Source organism: Borreliella valaisiana VS116 (assembly GCF_000170955.2).
Classification (GTDB): domain Bacteria; phylum Spirochaetota; class Spirochaetia; order Borreliales; family Borreliaceae; genus Borreliella; species Borreliella valaisiana.
This window is the reverse complement of the sequence record NZ_ABCY02000001.1, coordinates 83,572-106,450: the sequence shown is the minus strand read 5'-3', so window position 1 is coordinate 106,450 and position 22,879 is coordinate 83,572. Positions and strand designations below refer to the sequence as shown.

Here is a 22,879-nt window from a genome sequence, read left to right as displayed (position 1 = left end):
AATTTTTTGGGTATGGATTTAATGCATGAAGTTAGAGTTTTGGCTTTTCAAAAGATTTATAGTATCGATATTAATCAAAGCGCAATGGACGACATTTTTGATATTTTTAATATTGAGGATAAAGGGTTAGATATAGAAAATGAATCTATTAAGTCGTTTTATTCTTCTTTAGTAAATGGTACCTTTAATAATTTAGAACATATTGATAACTTGATTAGAGATATTTCTTTGAATTGGTCCTTAGATCGAATGGATAAGGTTGATCTTGCAATACTTAGAATGGGCGTCTATTCTTTGAAGTTCCAAAATTTTGAAAATTCAAAGCGTGCTGTAATTGATGAGGCAATTTTGATTGCCAAAAAATATGGCAGTAAAAACTCTTACAAATTTATAAATGGCATACTTGATGCTTTATTGAAAAATATGGAGAATTGTATTGAAAAAAAATAAAACTTTAGTGTTCATTTTATTATTCTTATTAACGGGTTTTTTAGGTGGTTTTTATTTCTATTTCAATCCCAATATTTTATATTTTTTTAAGGGTGAAAAAGATTTTAGCAAGCTTATTATAGAAATTGATTTTTATATTGATAGAAAAAAATTTGCTGGTGCTAAAAAAGCAATACAATTTTCATCATATTATGCTAATACTGAATTTAAATGGCTAGCTCTTATTAAAAGGGCTAAGGTTTGGGCTTTAAATACGGGCGACTTTCGTCTTATGGGGGATATAGTAGATCTTAGTGTTAAAGCTTTGCCGGGTAATTTGAAGCTGAGAGCTTTAGAAGTTTATTCTAAACTTAAAATTGGGTCTTTAAAAGACGCTTACAAAATTGCAAATAACTATCTTTTAGATAGTGAAGAATATCGGGGTCTTTATAATGAAGTTTTTATTAAAAATTTAAGTGCAGATAATCAGATTTTAGATTTTAATAAATTTATTGATAAAATCTATAGAGAAAAGGATGCTAGTGTTTTTGAAGAGATCGGTTTAAACCTTAAAAATAATGCATTTTTAGTAAATGCAATGCTTTTGTATATAGAGAAAAAAAACATGGAGGCTGCCAAGCGCATACTTTCTAAAATTAAAGAAGACAAAAACTTTTTCAAAGAGCTTGCATATATTTCTTACAATCTTAATGATTTAGATTTTACAATTTCCAATCTTAAGTTCATTGAAAATGGAAATGACCCCACTTTACTTTTTTTGCTTGCTGATGCTTATTTTAAAAAAGGAGATGTTAAGAATGCTAAAAATGAATATTTAAAGCTTTATACAAAATTTCCTGATTATAATGTTCTTGTTTATTTAAATCTTGCACTTATAGCTAATAATGAAAATGATTCTAAAAGAGCAATTTCTTATTTAAATAAGGCTAATGAGGTATTTAAAGACAATAAGATAATAAGTTATTATTTAGCAAACATCTACTTTAGAATTAAAAATTATTCTAAAGCTAATGAAATTATAGCTAATTACAAAGAAGATCCTTTATTTTTTAAAATTTATTTTGCATTAAATTATGCAAATTCTGAGTATGAGGCAAAAAAATCTTATTTGTGGCGAATATTTTACAAAACAGAGTACAATTCTAATATTGCTCAATTTTTGGCTTGGAATTTGTTGCTTTATTCAGATTTAAAGGACTTGGATTTATTTTTTAGAATTTATAGTTTTTCTGAGAATAAGCAAGATTGGTATGATTTTTATAAATTTTATTATTATTTTCTTAAAAGAGATTTTATTAGTGCAAAAAGGGTAATTCTTGATAATAAAGCTCAAAAATATATGTTTGGAAGTTATTATAATCTTGGAGTTTTGAGCTTTTCTGAAAAAAATTATAAAGAAGCAGAAAGATATTTTAATGAAGTCATATCTTTATTACCTAGCAGTTTTTATGATAAAGATGCTAGTACTCGTTATGAGCTTGAACTTGTATCAAGAATTTACTTAAAGCAAGGTATTAATTATCTTTATTTGGGTAAAATGGAAAAAGGCAAAGAAGCTATTTTAGCTTCTTATTCTTTTTACGAAACTGATGAAGGAAGGCTTTATAAAAATATGATAGATACACTTAGAGAAAGGAAGTTAAATTTTGACTAAACTGAGATTGAAATCTAAAGATGAGATTAAAAAAATAAAAGCTTCAGCTAGCTTGTTAGCGCTTACTTTGTTAGAAGTCGAAAGAAATATTGTTCCTGGTATTAGCACCAAGGAACTTGATTTGATAGCCTATGATTTTATTATTAAAAATAGAGCTAAGCCCGCTTTTAAAGGATATCATGGGTTTAAGGGTACTATTTGTGCATCTGTTAATGAAGAGGTTATTCACGGTATTCCCGGAAAAAGAAAGCTAGCTGATGGAGATATTGTTAGTATTGATTGTGGAGTTATTCTTGATGGGTTTTATAGCGATATGGCAAAGACTTTTAAAGTGGGAAATGTGGATTCTAGTATCGACAAACTTTTAGAAGTTACAAATACTGCACTTTACAAAGGCATTGCTGAGATGAAAGTGGGAAATAGAATTTTAAATATATCAAAAGCAATAGAAGAATATATAAAACCATTTGGTTTTGGAATAGTTAGAGAATATACGGGGCATGGTGTTGGATTTCAACTTCACGAAGAACCAAGTGTGCCAAATTATTATGCCCCTTTTTTTAAAAATATTAGAATTCAAGAGGGTATGGTTTTGGCTATTGAGCCTATGGTAAACTTAAAAGGGCATAAGGTTTCAATAAAAAGTGATGGTTGGACTGTTTTTGCATCTGATCTTAGTTATTCTGCACATTTTGAACACACTGTTGCTGTTGTTGATGGATTGCCTTTAATTTTAAGTGAGGTTTAAATTTTAAATTAATCAAATATTAAAATTTTGTTTATAAAATTAAGTAATTATTTGGAGGTTATAAAAGTGGAAAAAAAGTTTTTTTCTGGATTTATTCTCAGTTTTTTGGCTTTGGGTATTGGGTTTTTTATTGGAATGCATTATTTAGATTCTAATAGAAGTAACATTGTTTTTGCAGAGGAAAAAGACAATACAGTACAAGCTTTGCAAGATTCTTTTAGAGAAGTTTCCAAGAAAATTTTACCATCGTCTGTAGAAGTTCATGCAACAGGGGTAATTAAGCAGAGTTTCCCTATTCCATTTTTCTTTTTTGATATGCCAGAATTTGATTCTGAGAGAAAAAGCAATTGGGCAGGGTCTGGAGTAATAATTGGTAGAGATTCCCAAAAAAAATCATTATTTTATGTGGTTACAAATAGTCATGTAGTAGATAAGGCAACCGAACTTGAAGTTGTATCTTATGATAAGAAAAAGCACAAGGCTAAGTTAATTGGCAAAGATGAAAAAAAAGATATTGCTCTTATTAGCTTTGAAAGTGATGATGCAACTATTAAAGTAGCTGATCTTGGAGATAGTGATAAGCTTGAAATAGGCGATTGGGTTATGGCAGTAGGTAGTCCTTTCCAATTTAGTTTTACAGTTACAGCGGGTATTGTAAGTGGATTGCAACGTTCTGCAAATCCTAATTTACAATCAAGAAATTTATTTATTCAAACTGATGCTGCAATCAACAGAGGTAATTCAGGCGGTCCTCTTGTAAATATAAAAGGCGAAGTTATTGGAATTAACGCTTGGATAGCTTCAAATTCTGGTGGAAATATTGGGTTAGGTTTTGCAATTCCTGTTAACAATATTAAAAGTACTGTAGATTTTTTCCTTAAAGGTAAAAAAATTGAATCAGCATGGCTTGGAATTTCTTTTTATCCGTTAAAGACAAGAGATTCTGAAGTGCTAAAAAGCTTAGGAGTTGAAGGTAGTGATGTTTCAGCGGCAATTATTGCCTCTCTTTATCCAGGTTCACCTGCTATTAAGTCAGGGCTTAGAGCGGGCGACATTATTGTGAAGGTTAATGGGGTTTCCATGAGTGTGTTTCAAGACGTCACATCATATATTAGTGATTTTTATGCTGGTGAGAAAGTAAATGTAGAAGTTTTAAGGGGGGGTAATGTCAAAAAAAATATTGAGATTACTCTTGCTGTTAGACCTAAGGATAAAGAACTTTCTTCTTCAAAAATGCTTCCAGGCTTTGTTGTGTATCCATTAGTTGAGGATATTAAAGCTCAGCTTAATTTAAGAAATTGGATTAAAGGTGTTGTTGTTGATTATATTGATAAAAATTTAGCATCAAGTATTAAGATGAAATCAGGAGATGTAATTATTTCTGTAAATTCAAAAAGTGTTTCTAATTTAAGAGAATTTTATGATGCTCTTGAGATTGGAAAAAATACTTATAAAATTTTAAGAGGAAACGATTCTTTTAAAATTTCGTTTTAGTAAATTTTAGTTTTGGGTTAAGAGTTTGATCTTAACCCTTTTTTGTTTTATGTATAATTTGTTAAGCTTTGTTTTAGATTGTAATGTATTTATTTTGTGCAAATATTTGTGTATTTATTTTTTGAATAAAATTTTTAATCAAAATAAAATTTATTGTTATAGAAAGGAATAAGTTTGAATTATGAAAAAATATGTTTCTTATGAGGAGATAAGAATTAATGGGTTTAAGCTTGCTTATAAAATTTATAAAGATGGTTTTATTCCAGATATTATGTATGTCTCTTTGAGGGGAGGGGCCTATCTTGGTAATATTATTAGCGAATTTTTTAAATTTGTAAAAGTAGATAAACCTCTTTTATATGCGGCTGTTGTTGCTAGATCTTATGATATTTTTAATGAGCAAAAAAAAATAATGATAGATGGTTGGACTTATGATCCAAAATATTTAAGGGCAGGCGATAAAGTTTTATTTGTTGATGATATTTTTGATACAGGTCGTACTATTGTTTATTTAAGAGGTGAAGTTTTAAAAAAGGGTATAGATAATAAAAATGTTAAAATAGCAGTTTATGATTATAAGGATCATGGATTTGTAGATTATATTCCCGATTATTATGTTAATAAATATTCTAGCCAAGAAGAATTAAATACGTGGATTCATTATGGAAATCATGAGTTGACAGGATTGAATGAAAGTGAATATAAGAATAGTTTTAAATATATAGATGATGAGCTTAATGAGGTTTTAAAGTTTTTGGCAAAAAATAAATCTTAATTATTGTCCTCTATATATTCTATTAAAGTATATCCTTTTGTTTTTAATATTTTAATTATTATTCCTAGGTTATCCTTTAATATTGGGCCGATTAGCGCATGAGTTTTTTCATTTTTAACTGAAAATTTATTAATATTTGTAATTGCCTCAAAGTTATCATTTTGATAGCTAGGATAAACTTTAACATAATGATTTGTTATATAACCCCCATTATTTGCAGTTTTTTGATTGATGTTATTGTTTAAATTCCTGTCAGGGTAATTAATTTTTTTTGATTTTTGTATGTATATATTGGAATTTGTATTTTTTGTATCTTTTAAAATCGATTCTTTTTGGGTATTTTTGAGGTTTGAATTTGGAGCGTAAGTCTTAGATTTCTTTTTTATTTTTGTTTCTACGTTTGAAAATAATTCTAATTTATTGTTGAATTTTTCATCTTTTACTGGAAATATTCTTGTTGCAAAAAGAAAGAGTAATATTAATCCGTAGAGTTTTGTTAATCTCATTTCCTTGTTTCCTTTCTGTTGATTAAAAATAAAGGTTTTTAGGAGTCCTTGGGAATGGTATTGAATCTCTTATATTAGATATTCCTGTTGAGTATTGTACCAATCTTTCAAGTCCAAGTCCAAAACCAGAATGAGGAGTGGAGCCAAATCTTCTTAGATCAAGATACCAGTTTAGATGCTCAATGTTTAGATTTAATTCTTTTATTCTATTTTCTAATTTTTGTAAGTTATCTTCTCTTTCGCTTCCTCCTATAATCTCTCCAATTCTTGGAACAAGTATGTCCATTCCTTTAACGGTTTTATTGTCTTTGTTTATTTTCATGTAAAATGCTTTGAAATTTTTTGGATAATCAATAATCACTACTGGTTTTTTAAAAGTCTCTTCTGTTAAGTATCTCTCGTGATCTGTTTGCAAATCTATTCCCCAGTAAGGTTTTATTTCAAAATTTTTTTTTGATTTTTCAAGAATTTCAATTGCTTTAGTATAGGTAATAACCTCAAAATTTGAATTTATTACGTTTTCTAGTTTTTTAATTAAACCTTTTTCAATGTAATTTTCTAAAAAATCCATATCTTGCGAGCATTCGTTTAAAATTGAACTTAAAAGATATTTTAAAAGATTTTCTGCTAGGATAATATTGTCGTTAAGTTTGTAAAAAGCCATTTCTGGTTCTATCATCCAAAATTCTGAAGCGTGACGTGTGGTGTTGGAATTTTCTGCTCTAAATGTTGGGCCAAATGTATATATTTTAGATAAAGCCATTGCGTATGCTTCTCCGTGCAATTGACCGGTGACTGAGAGGAAAGCCTCTTTTCCAAAAAAATCGTCTTTAAAATCAATATTGCTAAGTGAATTGTTTGGTTTATTAAATTTTAGTGTGGAAACTCTAAACATTTCCCCCGCACCTTCCCCATCATTTGATGTAATTATTGGTGTGTTAATATAAAAAAACCCATTTTTTTGAAAATATTCATGAATTTTGTATGAAATTTTATTTCTTACCCTAGCAATAGCTCCAAATGTATTGGTTCGTATTCTTAAATGAGGTATTTCTCTTAAAAATTCAAAAGTATGTCTTTTTTTTTGTAATGGATAAGTTTTTGGATCTGTATCTCCGATTACATTAAAACTATATGTTTTTATTTCATAATTTTGTCCTTTTGCAGGACTTTCTACTAATAGGCCCGTTAACGATATACTTGCCCCTGTTGTTAGTTTTTTTAGGTCTTTTTCACTAAATTGATTTTCTTCTTCGTTTATTACAGCTTGAATGCCCTTAAGTGTTGAGCCATCATTAATTTCTATAAATCCAATCTTACCATTACTTCTTGTAGTTCTGATCCAACCGTTTATTGTAACATTACTGTTTAAAATTGGATTTTCTAAAATATCTTTAATGCTTGCAAACATTTTATTTATCATCCTAAATACTTATTAATATTGTTAAATCAATTTTATTATAGCTTAAAACTTTTTTTAAAAAAAACATTCAACAATTTTTATTTTTTTAATTCTTGAAATTAACCTTATTAATATTTATACTTTACTTTTTAGAGGTGATTATTATTTTGTAATGAAAAATTTCAAAGAAGTAATAATTGTTTTTGATTCGGGAATAGGGGGACTTTCTTATTTTAAATATATTAAAAGTAAAATAGAGGGTTACCAATATGTTTATGTTGCCGATAATAAAAATTTTCCTTATGGAGAAAAGAGCTCAGACTATCTTTTACAATCAGTTTTGTTTTTAATTGAGAAACTTAAAAAAATCTATAATATTATCGCATTAGTTTTGGCTTGCAATACAATTTCTGTTAGTGTATACAATAAGTTAAATTTTGTTTTTCCGGTGATCTATACTTTGCCAGAGGTAAGTTCAGTTTCAGAGCTTGCTTTAAAAAAAGTTCTTTTGATAGCAACAAATACTACCCTTGAAAGCAAATTTGTTAAGGATCAAGTAAATATACATGATGACTTGATTGTAAAAGCTGCTGGCGAGCTTGTTAATTTTGTTGAATATGGGGAAAAGTTCAGAAAAGACGCTCTTAGATGTTTGGAAGCTTTAAAATTTGAAGTTGTACACACCGGTAGAGAAATTGTTTTTCTTGGGTGTACCCATTATTTGCATCTTAAGGCAATGATAGAAGATTTTTTAAAAATTCCTGTTTATGAAAATCGTGAATTAGTGGTGCAAAGCCTTATTAGATCAATAAATTTTTTTGAATGTAAAGGTAACTATCATAAAAATGATGTTAATTTTGTAGATGAGTTTTACTTAACTAAAAATGAAAATTTGACTTTTTATCAAAATTTTTGCAAAAAATATAATCTCCACTTTAAAGGAATGATAATTTGAATTATCTTGAATTTGAAGTTATTTGGGGAGTTAATAATATATATTCTGTTTTAGAACTTAGTAGTAAATTAATTTATGAAGGAATTTTTAAAGGTAAGGTATTAGAAACAGGTTGTAAAGAGTACAGTCCTTTAGTTCCAGGAGATATAGTCTTGGGGTATATTTATGGTTCTCGCAAGGTATATATTGATAAGCGGTTAAACAGGAAAAATATTCTTTGGCGTTATAACAAAAAAGCAGATCTTAGACAAACAATTGTTTCTAATATTGATAATGTTTTGATTATAAATTCTGCCAACTTTCCTGAGATGAAAAATTTTTTTATTGACAGAGTTATTGTTGTTGCAGAAGAGCAAGACATTGTTCCCGTTATTGTTATTAATAAAATTGATAAAGGAATAAGCCAAAGGGTTGAAGAATTTTCTGAAATTTATAAAAATCTAGGATACAAGGTTTTAAAAACTTCCGTTAAAACTTTTGAGGGCATTAAGGAAATAAAAGAGGTTTTAAGAAATTCAAGAACTTCTTTTATTGGCCAATCTGGTGTTGGTAAATCTTCTTTAATAAATTTGATTGATTCAAGAGCTTCGCAATCAGTAAATGAAATTTCAAATAGGTATTCTAGAGGAAAACATACTACTGTTTATTCAATATCATTTCATTCTGAGAGCGGAATAATAGTTGATACTCCCGGAATAAAAGAGTTTGGAGTTGAAACATTGCCTTTTGAGAATCTTAAGTATTATTTTAAAGAGTTTGAAAATTTTGCTAGTTTTTGTAAATATAAATCTTGCTTACATGTTTGCGAACCCGGTTGTTTTGTTATGAGTTCTTTAGGTAATGGTATTTCTAAGCTTAGATACGAAAGCTATTTAAAGATTTTATCAGAGCTTAAAAATTATAAAAATTATGCAAGATAAATATTTAAAAAATATTGATTTTTATGAAATTTTATCTTTAGTATCTGAATACGTTTCTAATCCGGACACTGTTAATTTACTAAATAATCAAAAAATATTAAAAACAAGAGAAAGTTTAGAGAAAATGTTTTCCTTTGTAAATCTCATTAGAATGCTTTTTGAGAGTTGTAAAGGATATCCAAACTCTTTTATAAATAGCTTGGAATATTCCATGTCATTGTTATCAAAAGAAAATTCAAGAGTTTCTATTGAAGATTTAAGAGATATTGTAGGGTTTTTAGATGAAGTTTTGAAAATAAATTTATTTTTGCATAAAAATAGTGATACCAAACATTTTGATGTTCAAATTTTAACCGATTTATTATTTTTAAGTCCAGAGTTAAAAAAATTGCTTAGTGAATTGAAAGAATATATAGATTTCGATGCTCTTGAATTGAAAAGTGGCGTTATAAAAGAATATGATTCGGTTGAATTTGAAATTAAAAATTTAAATAGACGAGTTGAAAATCAGATAAAAAGAATAATTAGCTTAAATATAGAATATTTGGCTTCTAATTTTGTTTATTATAAATCGAATAAACATACTCTTGCTCTTAAGTCTAATTTTAAAGGTAAAATTAAGGGAAATATTATTTCTGTTTCGTCATCAGGTGAAACGTTTTATATTGAACCAAATGATATTGTAAATGATAATAATAGGTTAAATTATTTGAATTTAGAAAAAAAAAGAATAATTTTAAAAATTTTACAGAATCTTTCTGGTAAAGTTCATAGCAACATTGTTCTTTTAGATAATCTTTATAATAATTTTTTGTATTATGATTCTTTAAAAGCACGAGCAATTTATGGAATCAAAACTAAAGGAATATTTCCTGAGATCTCAGATGTATTAAATATTTTTGATGCACATCATCCTTTGTTAAAGGATCCAAAGGTAATAACTTTTACTCCTGCTGAAAGTCGTGTTGTAATTATTACTGGACCTAATGCTGGTGGAAAAACGGTAACTTTAAAGACAATTGGGCTACTTAGTGCAATGTTCCAATTTGGGATTCCTATTGTTGTTGGTGAGTCTAGTACTTTTAAAATTTTTGATAACATTTTTATTGACATTGGCGATGAGCAGTCAATTTCTAATTCTCTTTCAACTTTTTCAAGTCATATGAGTAATATTTCCTATATTTTAAAACATGCTACAAAAAATAGTCTTGTAATATTTGATGAATTTTGCTCAGGAACAGACATTGATCAAGGGCAGGCGCTTGCTATTTCAATTCTTGAATATTTAATTGATATTAATTCTTATGTTTTAATATCAACTCATTATAATGCTCTTAAATATTTTGCATATACTCATGAGGGCGTTGTTAATGCTTCTATGCGTATGGATTTAGAGACAATGCAACCCAATTATAATTTAATTTTTTCTATTCCTGGTGAAAGTTATGCGTTTAATGTTGCTAGTAAGGTTTTGATTGACAGTAGTATAGTAATTCGTGCTAATGAAATTTATTCATCCCAAAAAACAGAAGTTAATAAAATTTTAGAAAGATTAATAGAGAAAGAGAAAAATTTACTTTCAATTAAAGAAAGCATGGATAAAAAATTAATCCAAATAGAATTGCAAGAAAAAGAAATAGAAAATATTTATCAAAATCTTTTATTAAAAGAAAAAAATATTGAAATAGAGCTTTTAAATGAGCAGAATGAATTTTTAAAAAATTCAAGAAAAATTTTGGAAAATTTAGTTAGGGAAATAAAAGAGGGTAATATTGATGTTTCAAAAAATAAAGCTTTTATATCAGATTTGGAAAAAAATTTAGATCTCAAGTTAAATAAAGTAGATTCTCTTAACAATAAGAGAAATATGTTGAGAGATTTTAAAATAGGTGACAGGGTTAGAATAGTTAATTCTAATGCGAAAGGAAGAATAGTTGGGATGTCTAAAAAGAAGATTATTGTTAATGTGGGTGCTTTTAATGTTAGCGTTTCTAGCTCAGAGATATCTTTGGAGAACGTTATAGACCAGAAAAAAGAAGGTGGTAAAAATTTTAGCTTCTCAATTGATTATAATAAGGAAAGCCCGTTAAGTTTTACCGTTGATATTAGGGGTATGAGGGCTGTTGATGCTCTAGACTTTTTGAATAAGAAAATAGATAATATTATATTAAATGGCATTAATAAATTCGAGATTATTCATGGAAAAGGGGAGGGTCATCTTATGAGGGAAGTTCACAAATTGTTAAAAGAGTTGAAGTTTGTTAAAAAATATTATTTTGCTCATCCTAGTGATGGGGGGGCTGGAAAAACTATAGTTGAGATTTAATTTAAGTGAATATAGAAAAATTTAATGAATTTGAAAATGTATTGTTTCACATTTGTCTTGATGTTGATTTTGTGCTTGAAGATGAATTTGGTAGTTCGTACGATATTCATCCCAATAGACCTTTTAGGGGCAAGGCTGCAAACGGCCTATTGGATGGTCTTTTTAGTGTTACAACAACTTTTACATCAGGCTATGGATCTAAGTTTGGAAGGGGTTATTTGATTATTATTGAAATATTAACTTTAAATTTTGTTGATAGTGAATTTTGGGATAAGATAAATAGAAGAGGTATTGAAATCTTTAGAGAGGGGCTTAAAAATAAATTTCCAAGTAAAAATCTCGATATAGTGCTTGATGGTAATGTTTATAAAATTGTTGGCCCATTTTTTTAATGGTTGTATTATTTCTATTAATTGAGAATAAATATACTTTTTCAAAAAAAGTATTAGTGTGCTAATTTGATATACCTCATTAATATTATTAAATTTTTGGTATTAAGAATTTATTGTATGCTTTTTTAAAGTTTTGTTTACTAATAAGTGTTAAGTTAGTATTTGATGTTATATGTGTCAAGGAGTTTTAATGCAATTTGAAGTAAAGGATCTGATAAATAAAATTAAAAAAGATGGTCTTGAAGAAGCCGAGAGAGTATCTAATGATATTATTTTGAAGGCTAAAAGAGAGGCAGAAGAAATAGTTGCTAAAGCAGAAGAAGCTGCTAGAGTATTAAAGGCAAAATCAGAAAAAGAGGTTAATGACTATAAAAGTCATGCTCTTGAAGCTTCTAGGCAAGCAATCAGAGACTTAATTATTGGCGTTGAGAAGAATCTTAAATCTCTTTTTGAAAATACTCTAAAAGATAATGTGACGGAAGTTTTTAGTGATAATAATTTCTTAGCAGAGCTTATAATTAAAATAACGGATTCTTGGCTTAAAGAAGAAAAATTAGTTATTCAATTAAATGAATCTGATTTTTCTAGCTTAGAACAGATATTAAGACTAAAACTTAAAAATAAGCTTAAAGAAGGAATAGAAATTAAGCCTTTTAAAGGTATAAATAAAGGTTTTAAGATTCAAAAAAAGAATATTGGTTTGTATTATGATTTTTCAGTGGAAACTATTGCAGACATTCTTTTTGATTATCTTAATCCAAGATTTAAGGAAGTTATAAAAGTGGTCTAGGAGACTTTTGTGTTGGATTCATATTATTATGTTTTATCTTCTTTACCTTATATTGATTTAAAATCTTTAAAAGATTATAACGTTTCAGATTTTTTAAGTAATGTCGAAATTTCTTTAAGCAAAAAAGACTTCAATTTTTTAAAAGGGTTGCTAGAATTTAGGGTAGATAAGGGTAAATCAAGATCTGTTGATCTTTTTCTTGATTTTGAAGATACAATAAGATATACACTTGCAGCTTTAAGGGCAGAAAAGTTTGGGCTATCTAAGGATATTTATATAGAATCTTCTTATTTCTCTAGTTATTATCTGAATATTTTGAAAAATATTTGCTTAAAAGAAAATTCTTTTGAAATAGAATTGGGTTTTGACCTTCTTAAGTGGCAATTTTTGACTGATCTTGAAGTTGGGCATGAATTTGATTTTGAGAAAGTAATAATTTACTTTTTAAAGTTAAGGTTATTTTTAAGACATAATTTATTTAAAGAAAAACTGGGTATTCAAAATTTTGACAATATTTGTCAAAATTTAATTGATAAAACCAATCAAAAAGTTTAGAAAAGGAATTTTATGAGGACAAAAGGAAAAGTCGTTGGAGTGAATGGAAACTTAGTTACTATTGAAGTAGAAGGTTCAGTTTCTATGAATGAAGTTTTATTTGTAAAAACCGCTGGTAAAAATTTAAAAGCAGAAGTAATTCGTATTAGGGGCAATGAAGTTGATGCACAAGTTTTTGAATTGACAAAAGGGATATCTGTTGGAGATGAAGTTGAATTTACGGATAAGCTCTTAACAGTTGAATTAGGACCAGGTCTTTTAACTCAAGTGTATGATGGACTTCAAAATCCTTTGCCTGAACTGGCTATTCAATGTGGATTTTTTTTAGAAAGGGGGGTATATTTAAGGCCCTTGAATAAAGATAAAAAATGGAATTTTAAAAAAACCTCCAAAGTTGGAGACGTTGTTATTGCAGGAGATTTTTTAGGTTTTGTAATTGAAGGAACTGTCCATCATCAAATAATGGTTCCATTTTATAAAAGAGATTCTTATAAAATTGTGGAAATTGTAAGTGATGGTGACTATTCGATTGATGATCGAATTGCTGTAATCGAAGATGATTCTGGTATGAGACATAATATTACAATGTCTTTTCATTGGCCTGTTAAAATTCCTATTACTAATTATAAAGAGAGACTTATTCCTAGTGAACCTATGTTGACTCAAACTAGAATTATAGATACATTTTTTCCAGTTGCTAAAGGGGGAACTTTTTGCATTCCAGGCCCTTTTGGAGCTGGAAAAACGGTTCTTCAGCAGGTTACAAGTCGAAATGCTGATGTTGATGTAGTGATTATTGCAGCCTGTGGTGAACGAGCAGGAGAAGTTGTAGAAACTCTTAAGGAGTTTCCCGAGTTGACAGATCCCAAAACAGGTAAATCTTTAATGGATAGGACTTGTATTATTTGTAATACATCTTCAATGCCAGTTGCAGCTAGAGAAGCCTCTGTTTATACCGCTATTACTATTGGTGAATATTATAGACAGATGGGCCTTGATATTCTTCTTTTGGCAGATTCAACTTCAAGATGGGCTCAAGCTATGAGAGAAATGTCTGGTCGTCTTGAAGAAATTCCTGGTGAGGAGGCTTTTCCAGCTTATCTTGAGTCTGTTATTGCTTCCTTTTATGAAAGGGCAGGCATTGTAGTTCTTAATAATGGTGACATTGGATCTGTAACAGTTGGTGGTTCTGTAAGCCCTGCTGGTGGTAATTTCGAAGAGCCAGTTACTCAAGCAACTTTAAAGGTTGTTGGAGCATTTCATGGACTTACAAGAGAAAGGTCTGATGCTAGAAAATTTCCAGCTATTAGCCCTCTTGAATCTTGGAGCAAATATAAAGGTGTTATTGATTCTAAAAAGACAGAATATGCAAGATCTTTTTTAGTAAAAGGTAACGAAATTAATCAAATGATGAAAGTTGTTGGGGAAGAGGGCATAAGTAATAGTGATTTTTTAATTTATTTGAAATCTGAACTGCTTGATTCATGCTATTTACAACAAAATTCATTTGATTCTATTGATGCTGCTGTTAATTCAGAGCGTCAAAATTATATGTTTGATATAGTTTATAACATTCTTAAGACTGACTTTGAATTTTCCGATAAGCTTCAAGCAAGAGATTTCATAAATGAATTAAGACAAAATCTTTTAGACATGAATCTTTCTTCTTTTAAAGATTATAAATTTAATAAATTGGAGCTCACCTTGAGTGAGTTGGTAAATTTTAAAAAGGTAATTTAGGGGGTTTGGAGAAATATATATATGAAAAGAGTCTATAGTAAAATAGAGTCTATAGCAGGCAATGTAATAACTGTTACAGCTCAAGGTATTAAGTACGGTGAGCTTGCTATTGTGAAAGCAAAAGATACAAGTTCTCTAGCCGAAGTAATTAAACTTGATCGAGAAAAAGTTTCTCTTCAAGTTTATGGAGGTACAAGAGGTGTTTCCACGTCAGATGAGATAAAGTTTTTAGGGCATTCAATGCAAGTTTCATTTTCTGACAATTTGTTAGGTAGAATTTTTGATGGTTCTGGAAATCCTAGAGATGGAGGTCCTTCTCTTGATGATAGTTTGATTGAAATTGGAGGACCATCTGCAAATCCCACAAAACGCATTGTTCCTAGAAATATGATAAGGACAGGGCTTCCAATGATAGATGTTTTTAACACTCTTGTTGAATCTCAAAAATTACCAATCTTTTCTGTTTCTGGCGAGCCTTATAATGAGCTTCTTGTGAGAATTGCACTTCAAGCAGAGGTTGATTTGATAATTCTTGGTGGAATGGGACTGAAGCATGATGATTATTTAACTTTTAAAGATTCTTTAGAAAAAGGAGGTGCCTTAAGTAGAGCAATTTTTTTTGTTCATACTGCTAACGATTCTGTTGTTGAATCTTTAACTGTTCCTGATATTTCGCTTTCTGTTGCTGAAAAGTTTGCCCTAAAGGGTAAAAAAGTTTTAGTGCTTCTTACAGACATGACAAATTTTGCTGATGCAATGAAAGAAATATCTATAACGATGGAACAAGTACCTTCTAACAGAGGGTATCCTGGAGATTTATATTCTCAGCTTGCATATCGTTATGAGAAAGCTATTGATTTTGAAGGTGCAGGGTCGGTTACAATACTTACGGTTACAACTATGCCGGGTGATGATGTTACTCATCCTGTTCCTGATAATACTGGGTATATAACAGAAGGTCAGTACTATTTAAAGGGCGGCAGAATAGAACCTTTCGGATCGCTTTCAAGACTTAAGCAAATGGTAAATAACAAGACTAGAGACGATCACAGGACTATAATGGATTCAATGATTAAACTTTATGCATCTTCAAAAGAGTCTGTAGAAAAGAAGGCTATGGGATTTAATATGACCAAGTGGGATGAAAAATTGCTTAAGTATAGCAACATGTTTGAAAGTAAGATGATGGATTTATCTGTTAATATTCCCTTAGAAGAGGCTTTGGATTTGGGTTGGGACATTCTTGCTAGTTGTTTTAGTCCAAAAGAAACAGGAATAAAAACAGACCTTATTGAAAAATATTGGCCTAAGAAAGAGACCTATTGATTATGCCTAAAATTAAATTGACCAAAAATGATCTTAAAAAGCAAAAAGATGAACTTAAAATGTTTAAAAGATATTTGCCTACTTTGCAGCTTAAGAAACAACAGCTTTATATGGAAATTGTTAGAATTGAAAATGCTTACAGAATTAAAAATCTTGAGCAACAAAAACTTAAAGATAGTATTTTTAATTGGATTTCTCTTTTTAGCGAAAAATTTCCTTTTGAAAGTTGGATTCAAGTAAAAACAGTGGTCAAAAAGTCTGTAAATATTGCAGGTGTTGCAATTCCTATATTTGATTATATTGAATATGAAAATATAAAGCACGATTTGCTTTATACTCCTTATTGGGTGGATAAGGGGATTGAAATTCTCAAAATTGTGATTCAAATTGATGTAGAGCTTAAAATTTTAAAAAAACAGATTGATTTGCTTTCAAAAGAATTTCGAGTAACATCTCAGAGAGTTAATTTATTTGAGAAAGTTATGATACCAACAGCTAAGGCTAATATAAAAAAAATTAATGTGTATCTTGGAGATCAGCAAACTGCAGCTGTTGTAAGAGGTAAAATTGCTAAGTCTAGTTTGATGAAAAAAAAATAGGAACAAGCTTATGATTGTAAAAATGAAAAAAGTTTTACTTTTGACTTTATCAAAATATAAAAAAGAATCATTGGAGATTTTAAGAGATTTTGGAGTAGTTCATATTAATTCTTGCAATAAAAATTCAGATTCTTTAAAAAAAAGCATTGATAATCGGCGAATTTTAATACAAGCTTTTTCGTTACTTAAAGAAGATGGGGGTGTTAAGGCTTTGAAGTCTTCTAATGGAAATTTTTTAGATATTGCAAAAAGCATAGTCAATTTAGGCAATGAGATCAAAGAATTTCAAGACATTAAACGATCTTTACTACATGAAAAGAATTTGATTTCAGTTTGGGGAAATTTTTCTTTAGAATATATTAACAAATTGAAAGAATCTAACATTTATATTAACTTTTTTAAAATCCAAAAAAGTGAATATAAAAATTTATTAAGAGACCCTAATGTTAATGTGTTTTTGATTAAAAATGTAAAAAACACTTCTTATTTTGTTAGTGTAGGTGAGTTTGAGCAAAAAATTGAAATTGCTGATGAATTTAAGTTTAATTTTGATCTTGATTATATTAATAATAAGTTGAAAGTTGTTGATGAGATTCTAGATCAAAAATTGACCCAAATTTCTCTTTTTAATAAATACATTGATATTTTAAGAGATGAGATAAAAAATTACGATCAAATTGTAGAGTTTGAGCAGGTTTTAGCTGATATGCAAACCGATTTTGAAGATTTTTCGTATATTACGGGATTTGTTCCAGCTGAAAGTCAAGAATCTCTTAAAAGTTCAATTTTAAAAGCAGGTTTTGCAGTGCAATTTGCAGATCCTGAAGAAAATGATATTATTCCAACTTATATAAAAAGGAAAGGAATTGCCAATTTAGCTACACCTATTTTTAATATTTTAGAAACAATTCCTGGATATAAAGAAAGGGATATAAGTTTTATTTTTATGTTATTTTTCTTTGTGTTTTTTGGTATGATAATAGGTGATGCGGCTTATGGAGTGATATTTTTTTTGATAGGAATTTTGCTTAGCTTGAGTTTTATTCTTAAAGGGAAGCCTTTAACTTCATTTCATGGGTTAATATTTTATCTTAGTGTATCATCGATACTTTATGGTTCTATGACTGGGACTTGGTTTGGTAGTCCTTTAATTCTTGAAATGTTTCCTATTTTGAATTCATTTAAAGTTAGTTATTTGACAGATAAAAATAGTATGCAAAATATTATCTTTATCTGCTTTTCAATAGGAGTTTTGCAAATTTCATTGGCTCATGCTTGGAATTTTTTCAGGCAAGTAAAAGAAAAGCCCCATATTCATTCAATTGCACAGATTGGTTGGCTCATAGGTATAGTTGGTCTTTATTACCTTGTTTTGAATTTAATACTTGGCCAATTTCGATTTCCTATGTATAATGCTGTTTATAATACAATATATTTTGGCATTGCACTTGTATTTATTTTTGGAAAGCAAGATGGTTCGAATTTTTTTAAGTGTATATTGAAAAGTTTTGGAGGTATTATAGAGCAATTTTTAACCACCGTGTCAGGATTTGCAGATATAATATCTTATATTAGACTTTTTGCAGTTGGACTTGCTGGACTTTCAATCTCAGCAAGTTTTAATGCCATGTCAATGCCTTTGTTAAAATCTTCTAATATTGGTCTTATAGTAGTTGGAATTATTGTTATACTTTTTGGGCATGTTTTAAATATAATGTTATCTTTACTTTCAGTAATTGTTCATGGAGTAAGGCTTAATATGCTTGAATTTTCAAACCATTTAGGGCAAGAATGGAGTGGATATGCTTATAAGCCTTTTAAAAAAATAAAAAAATAAAATAAAAAAAAGGAGTACTTATGGATATAGGTTTAATAGGAGTTAATTCAGCTTTGACAATCTCAGCAATAGGTTCTGCGTTGGGCATGGGAGCAGCAGGTAGTGCTGCTATTGGAGCATGGAAGAGATGTTATATGCAAGGAAAGCCAGCACCATTTTTATTGATTGTTTTTGTTTCAGCACCATTGACTCAAATAATATATGGATATATTTTAATGAACACGTTATATGAGGTAATGATGCAGACAAATCCATGGTTGTTACTTGGAGCTGGTCTTGGCGGTGGGTTTGCGATTGCTGTTTCTGGATTTGCTCAAGGTAAAGCAGCAGCAGGCGCTTGTGATGCTTTTTCTGAGACTGGGAAAGGATTTGCTACATACCTACTAGTTTTAGGATTAATAGAATCTGTTGCTCTTTTTGTAATGGTATTTTTAATGATATTCAAGTTTGTTTAATTTTGATTATTGTTTTTTTTAACATTAAATTTTCTCGTAATTTATGAGTTAATTTAATATATTTGTTATTATGAGAAATTGGATTTTATTGTTTTTTGCTCTGCCTTTTTCTATTTTTTTGAATTCTTCAAGTAATAAAAATTTTCCGTATTGGATTTTACTTGAAAAAGGTAGGCAATTTCTTTATTCTAAATCTGAGTTTAGTAAGTCTAATCTTACGCATGCTATTAATTATTTGCAGGAAGCTTTACTTAGAAAAGGTGTTTATCCCGAAGCTAGTTATTATTTGTCCGTAGCTTATGGGATGTCTGGAAATGCTGTTCTTGAAAAATTAAACCTTTACAAGTCTTTCGAAGACAAAGATTATTTACTAGATAAATCTTTTGAAAAAAAAATACTTTTTTCTTTAGCCAAAATGGCCGAACTTGAGAATAATTATGTTGATACAATTGATTATTTAAACGAAATATTAAATAAGTTTTCAACTAAAAAAGATTATTATAGTTATCATGATTATGCTCAAAATGAAAATAACATATTAAACGATAAATTTAATGTTTCATTTTATTTGACTTCTTATTTAAAACAAGTAAGAGGGGCTTTTGGTATTGATTTTACTTTTAATCTTTACAGATTTAAGAACTACAATGTTATCGATACTCATCAATTATTGTCAAAAGTTTATTTACGCCTAAAGGCTTACAAACTTTCAATTACTCATGGACTTATAGCTGTAGTAGGGATTTTAACAAGAATGTATGATTATGTTTGTTATTATGAACCTGTGTATCAGTTTAAAAATTTAAGGTCTTTTGTTCAAAAAATTAATGAATATAAGGCAATAAAAAATGCTTTTGAATCTACAGATTTTTGGGAAATAGTTTATAATGTTGCTGTTGCTACTTATGCATATTCTAATGGCAATTATAAATTTAGGGCAATAGATACTTGGAAATTAATAGTGGATCTTGCACCAAGATTTTCTCCTTATATTGCTAAATCACGAAGTCAAATTAAAAATTCTGTATTTAAAAAAAAGGTAAATTTTTAAATCTTGATTTGTGGTTCAGGGGGAGCAAGTATTAGTATTCGTAAGAAAAATTTTTGCATTATTGCACACATTGATCATGGTAAATCAACATTAGCTGATCGATTTATTCAAAAGGCTAAAATAATATCTGATCGTGATTTTAAAAGTCAAATGCTTGACAGTATGGAGATTGAGCGAGAAAGAGGAATTACAATAAAAAGTCAAGCAGTAACAATTACTTATAAAAGTAATGACGGCAATCTTTATGAATTAAATTTTGTAGATACTCCAGGTCATGTTGATTTTTCTTATGAAGTATCAAGAGCAATTTCATCTTGTGAAGGTGCTCTTTTATTAATTGATGCAAGTCAGGGAATACAAGCTCAGACAGTTTCTAATTTTTATATGGCTTTTGAGCATGATTTAGAAATTATTCCTGTTATTAATAAAATAGATCTTCCAAATGCTAATATTGACTTTGTAAAAAAGCAAATAAAAAATGATTTAGGATTAAATGAAGAAATTGCTATTTTGATTTCTGCTAAGAATGGAATAGGAATTGATGACTTGCTTGAAGCTATTTGTAAGTATGTGCCATCTCCTAAAGGAAATATTAAGGATCCATTAAGGGCATTAATTTTTGATTCACATTACGATTCTTATAGAGGAGTTATTGTTCACTTTAGGATTTTCGAAGGACAAATAAAGACAGGTGATAAGATTAGGTTAATGCATACTGATAGTGAATATTTAATTGAGGAGATTGGAGTTTTTAAAATATCACTTGAAAGAAAAGATAGACTAGAAGTAGGAGATGTTGGATATTTTATTGCAGGAATTAAAAATATATCAGATGTGAAAATTGGAGATACAGTAACTCTTTGTGATTTTCCTGCATTATCTCCCCTTGAGGGATTTAAAGAAGTTAAGCCTGTAGTGTTTTCTTCGGTGTATCCTGTTGATGCTAATCAATATGATGATCTTTTAAAGGCAATGGATAGATTAAAACTTAATGATGCGTCGTTAACATTTGAAAAGGATTCATCGGCAGCTCTTGGGCATGGTTTTAAGTGTGGATTTCTTGGTCTTTTGCATTTAGAGGTTATTCAAGAACGCATTGAGCGTGAATTTGATTTAAATGTGATATTGACTTCTCCTTCTGTTAGATACAAAATAATTCCTAAAAAGGGAGAATCTTATTTTATTGAAAGTCCCGAACAATTTCCTGGAAATGAAGCTATTGAAAGTATTCTTGAGCCTTATATTAGGGCTAATATTATTGTTCCTACAGAATTTTTAGGAAATATTATGAGTGTGTGTTTGTTGAAAAGAGGAGTGCAGACAAACTTAATTTATCTTGATACTAAGCGTGTTGAGCTTATTTATAAAATGCCTCTTTCTGAAATCCTTTTTGATTTTTATGATAAGATTAAATCTGTGAGTCGTGGATATGCTTCTTTTGATTATGAACTTTTAGATTATGAATATACAGATTTAGTAAGATTAGATATATTAGTCAATGGGGATAGGGTTGATGCACTGTCTCAATTGGTTTTTAAAGATAGTGCAAGAACTAAAGCCATTGGGATTTGTAAAAAATTGAAAGATGAAATAGCAAGACAACAATTCAAAATAGCTATTCAAGGTGCTATTGGCTCTAATGTTATTGCTCGAGAAACAATATCTCCTGTTAGAAAAGATGTTACTGCTAAGTGTTATGGTGGTGATATTACTCGTAAGCGAAAACTTTTGGAAAAGCAGAAAGAAGGTAAAAAGCGAATGAAGATGGTAGGAAATGTTGAGATTCCACAAAGTGCTTTTCTTGCAGTTTTGAAATCTAATGATAATTAAATGTGTTTTTAATTTTTAAAGACTTTTGTTGGCAAAGCTCTTAGAAATGCGATAAAATATTTTTATCATTGATTATTTAAAATTAGTTATATTTAGTTTAAATTTATATGGAGTTTTTATGCTTAAATCTAATAAAGTTGTTCTTATTGGAGCTGGTGGGGTGGGTTCAAGCTTTGCTTATGCTTTGACAATAGACAATTCGCTTGTACATGAACTTGTAATTATTGATGTTAATGAAAATAAAGCAAAAGGTGAGGTTATGGACCTTAATCATGGCCAAATGTTTTTAAAAAAGAATATTAATGTATCGTTTGGATCTTACAAAGATTGTGTTAATGCAGATATTGTTGTAATTACAGCGGGACTTAATCAAAAACCTGGTGAAACAAGGCTTGATTTGGTTGATAAAAATTCTAAAATTTTTAAAGATATTGTAACTAATATTGTAGCTAGTGGGTTTGATGGTATTTTTGTCATTGCAAGTAACCCTGTAGATATTATGACTTATGTTACAATGAAATATTCTAAATTTCCTATTCATAAGGTTATTGGTACTGGTACTATTCTTGATACTTCAAGACTTAGATATTTTTTAAGTGATCGTTTTAACGTGAACACTCAAAATATACATTCATATATTATGGGTGAGCATGGTGATAGTTCTTTTGCTACTTGGGATGAAACAAAAATAGCAATGAAGCCTTTATCAGAATACCTTTCTGAAGGCAAAATAACTGATCAGGAGCTTGATGAAATTCATAAAAAGGTTGTTAATGCTGCTTATGATGTAATTAAGTTTAAGGGAGCAACCTATTATGCTATTGGGCTTGGTATTAAGAATATTGTAAATGCAATAATTGGAGATCAAAATATTATTCTGCCAATATCTTCTTATATTAATGGTCAGTATGGGGGATCAATTAAAGATATTTACATTGGAGCACCTGCTATAGTTTGTAAAGAAGGAGTTAAAGAAGTTTTAAACTTTAAAATAAGTCCTAAAGAGCTTGAGAAGTTTAACAATTCAGCTAATCAGCTTAAAAGCTATATTGATAAAATAGAATTTTAGTTTTA

The 22,879-nt window shown here is 29.0% G+C and carries 21 protein-coding genes; 19 read left to right on the top strand and 2 right to left on the bottom strand.

The genetic code is table 11. From position 1 onward, the window contains the following. The first annotated feature begins 21 nt into the window (after positions 1-21). From nusB to BVAVS116_RS00500, 5 genes are all read left to right on the top strand, one after another. Positions 22-450 carry a transcription antitermination factor NusB gene (gene nusB / locus BVAVS116_RS00520; RefSeq protein WP_040351358.1) on the top strand — a complete coding sequence of 143 codons (429 nt, stop codon included), beginning with the start codon at positions 22-24 and terminating at the stop codon, positions 448-450. After that, the gene (locus BVAVS116_RS00515; protein WP_006068961.1) at positions 437-2,104 is read left to right on the top strand and encodes a tetratricopeptide repeat protein; all 1,668 of its coding nucleotides are present in this window, start codon (positions 437-439) and stop codon (positions 2,102-2,104) included. The genes nusB and BVAVS116_RS00515 overlap by 14 nt, the downstream gene beginning before the upstream one ends. After that, positions 2,097-2,852 (top strand): type I methionyl aminopeptidase, encoded by a 756-nt coding sequence (gene map, locus BVAVS116_RS00510; RefSeq protein WP_006068661.1) that lies wholly within the window; start codon positions 2,097-2,099, stop codon positions 2,850-2,852. The genes BVAVS116_RS00515 and map overlap by 8 nt, the downstream gene beginning before the upstream one ends. Positions 2,853-2,918: 66 nt before the next feature. Beyond that, entirely contained in the window at positions 2,919-4,346 is a 1,428-nt protein-coding gene (gene htrA, locus BVAVS116_RS00505) for a DegQ family serine endoprotease HtrA (protein ID WP_006068583.1), read from the top strand. A gap of 181 nt (positions 4,347-4,527) precedes the next feature. After that, positions 4,528-5,121, top strand: a complete 594-nt coding sequence (locus BVAVS116_RS00500) for a phosphoribosyltransferase (RefSeq protein WP_006068415.1) — start codon at positions 4,528-4,530, stop codon at positions 5,119-5,121. Here the strand turns inward: BVAVS116_RS00500 and BVAVS116_RS00495 are convergent. Beyond that, a complete protein-coding gene (locus BVAVS116_RS00495; protein WP_006068887.1) occupies positions 5,118-5,627 on the bottom strand; it encodes a hypothetical protein in 510 nt (169 codons plus the stop codon). The two genes, BVAVS116_RS00500 and BVAVS116_RS00495, sit on opposite strands and share 4 nt — an antisense overlap. A gap of 22 nt (positions 5,628-5,649) precedes the next feature. Continuing rightward, complete coding sequence (asnS, locus tag BVAVS116_RS00490; protein WP_006068606.1) at positions 5,650-7,038, bottom strand: asparagine--tRNA ligase; 1,389 nt, start codon at positions 7,036-7,038, stop codon at positions 5,650-5,652. A 163-nt stretch (positions 7,039-7,201) separates the two neighbouring features. Here asnS and murI point away from each other — a divergent pair, with 163 nt between their 5' ends. From murI to BVAVS116_RS00420, 14 genes are all read left to right on the top strand, one after another. Beyond that, positions 7,202-7,984 carry a glutamate racemase gene (murI, locus tag BVAVS116_RS00485; RefSeq protein WP_006068926.1) on the top strand — a complete coding sequence of 261 codons (783 nt, stop codon included), beginning with the start codon at positions 7,202-7,204 and terminating at the stop codon, positions 7,982-7,984. After that, the gene (gene rsgA, locus BVAVS116_RS00480) at positions 7,981-8,904 is read left to right on the top strand and encodes a ribosome small subunit-dependent GTPase A (RefSeq protein WP_006068987.1); all 924 of its coding nucleotides are present in this window, start codon (positions 7,981-7,983) and stop codon (positions 8,902-8,904) included. Before murI ends, rsgA begins: the two co-directional genes overlap by 4 nt. After that, positions 8,894-11,230 carry an endonuclease MutS2 gene (locus BVAVS116_RS00475; RefSeq protein WP_006068539.1) on the top strand — a complete coding sequence of 779 codons (2,337 nt, stop codon included), beginning with the start codon at positions 8,894-8,896 and terminating at the stop codon, positions 11,228-11,230. The genes rsgA and BVAVS116_RS00475 overlap by 11 nt, the downstream gene beginning before the upstream one ends. Positions 11,231-11,235: 5 nt before the next feature. Then, on the top strand, positions 11,236-11,622 hold the full coding sequence (locus tag BVAVS116_RS00470) for a hypothetical protein (RefSeq protein WP_006068400.1): 387 nt from the start codon (positions 11,236-11,238) through the stop codon (positions 11,620-11,622). Between the two features lie 190 nt (positions 11,623-11,812). Beyond that, positions 11,813-12,412 (top strand): V-type ATP synthase subunit E, encoded by a 600-nt coding sequence (locus BVAVS116_RS00465; protein ID WP_006068551.1) that lies wholly within the window; start codon positions 11,813-11,815, stop codon positions 12,410-12,412. 9 nt (positions 12,413-12,421) lie between these two features. Continuing rightward, positions 12,422-12,967, top strand: coding sequence for a hypothetical protein (locus BVAVS116_RS00460; RefSeq protein WP_006068258.1), 546 nt, complete (start codon positions 12,422-12,424; stop codon positions 12,965-12,967). A 12-nt stretch (positions 12,968-12,979) separates the two neighbouring features. Next, a complete protein-coding gene (locus BVAVS116_RS00455; RefSeq protein WP_006068411.1) occupies positions 12,980-14,707 on the top strand; it encodes a V-type ATP synthase subunit A in 1,728 nt (575 codons plus the stop codon). A 21-nt stretch (positions 14,708-14,728) separates the two neighbouring features. Next, complete coding sequence (locus BVAVS116_RS00450; protein WP_006068708.1) at positions 14,729-16,033, top strand: V-type ATP synthase subunit B; 1,305 nt, start codon at positions 14,729-14,731, stop codon at positions 16,031-16,033. 2 nt (positions 16,034-16,035) lie between these two features. After that, complete coding sequence (locus tag BVAVS116_RS00445; RefSeq protein ID WP_006068896.1) at positions 16,036-16,632, top strand: V-type ATP synthase subunit D; 597 nt, start codon at positions 16,036-16,038, stop codon at positions 16,630-16,632. A 10-nt stretch (positions 16,633-16,642) separates the two neighbouring features. Continuing rightward, entirely contained in the window at positions 16,643-18,469 is a 1,827-nt protein-coding gene (locus BVAVS116_RS00440; RefSeq protein ID WP_006068933.1) for a V-type ATP synthase subunit I, read from the top strand. Between the two features lie 20 nt (positions 18,470-18,489). Continuing rightward, complete coding sequence (locus BVAVS116_RS00435; RefSeq protein WP_004790144.1) at positions 18,490-18,924, top strand: ATP synthase subunit K; 435 nt, start codon at positions 18,490-18,492, stop codon at positions 18,922-18,924. A 70-nt stretch (positions 18,925-18,994) separates the two neighbouring features. Next, positions 18,995-19,975, top strand: a complete 981-nt coding sequence (locus tag BVAVS116_RS00430) for a hypothetical protein (protein ID WP_006068594.1) — start codon at positions 18,995-18,997, stop codon at positions 19,973-19,975. A 3-nt stretch (positions 19,976-19,978) separates the two neighbouring features. Then, positions 19,979-21,805 carry a translation elongation factor 4 gene (lepA, locus tag BVAVS116_RS00425; protein WP_006068294.1) on the top strand — a complete coding sequence of 609 codons (1,827 nt, stop codon included), beginning with the start codon at positions 19,979-19,981 and terminating at the stop codon, positions 21,803-21,805. 118 nt (positions 21,806-21,923) lie between these two features. Beyond that, positions 21,924-22,874: an L-lactate dehydrogenase gene (locus BVAVS116_RS00420; RefSeq protein WP_006068353.1), complete on the top strand. Its 951-nt coding sequence runs from the start codon at positions 21,924-21,926 to the stop codon at positions 22,872-22,874. The last annotated feature ends 5 nt before the right edge of the window (positions 22,875-22,879 follow it).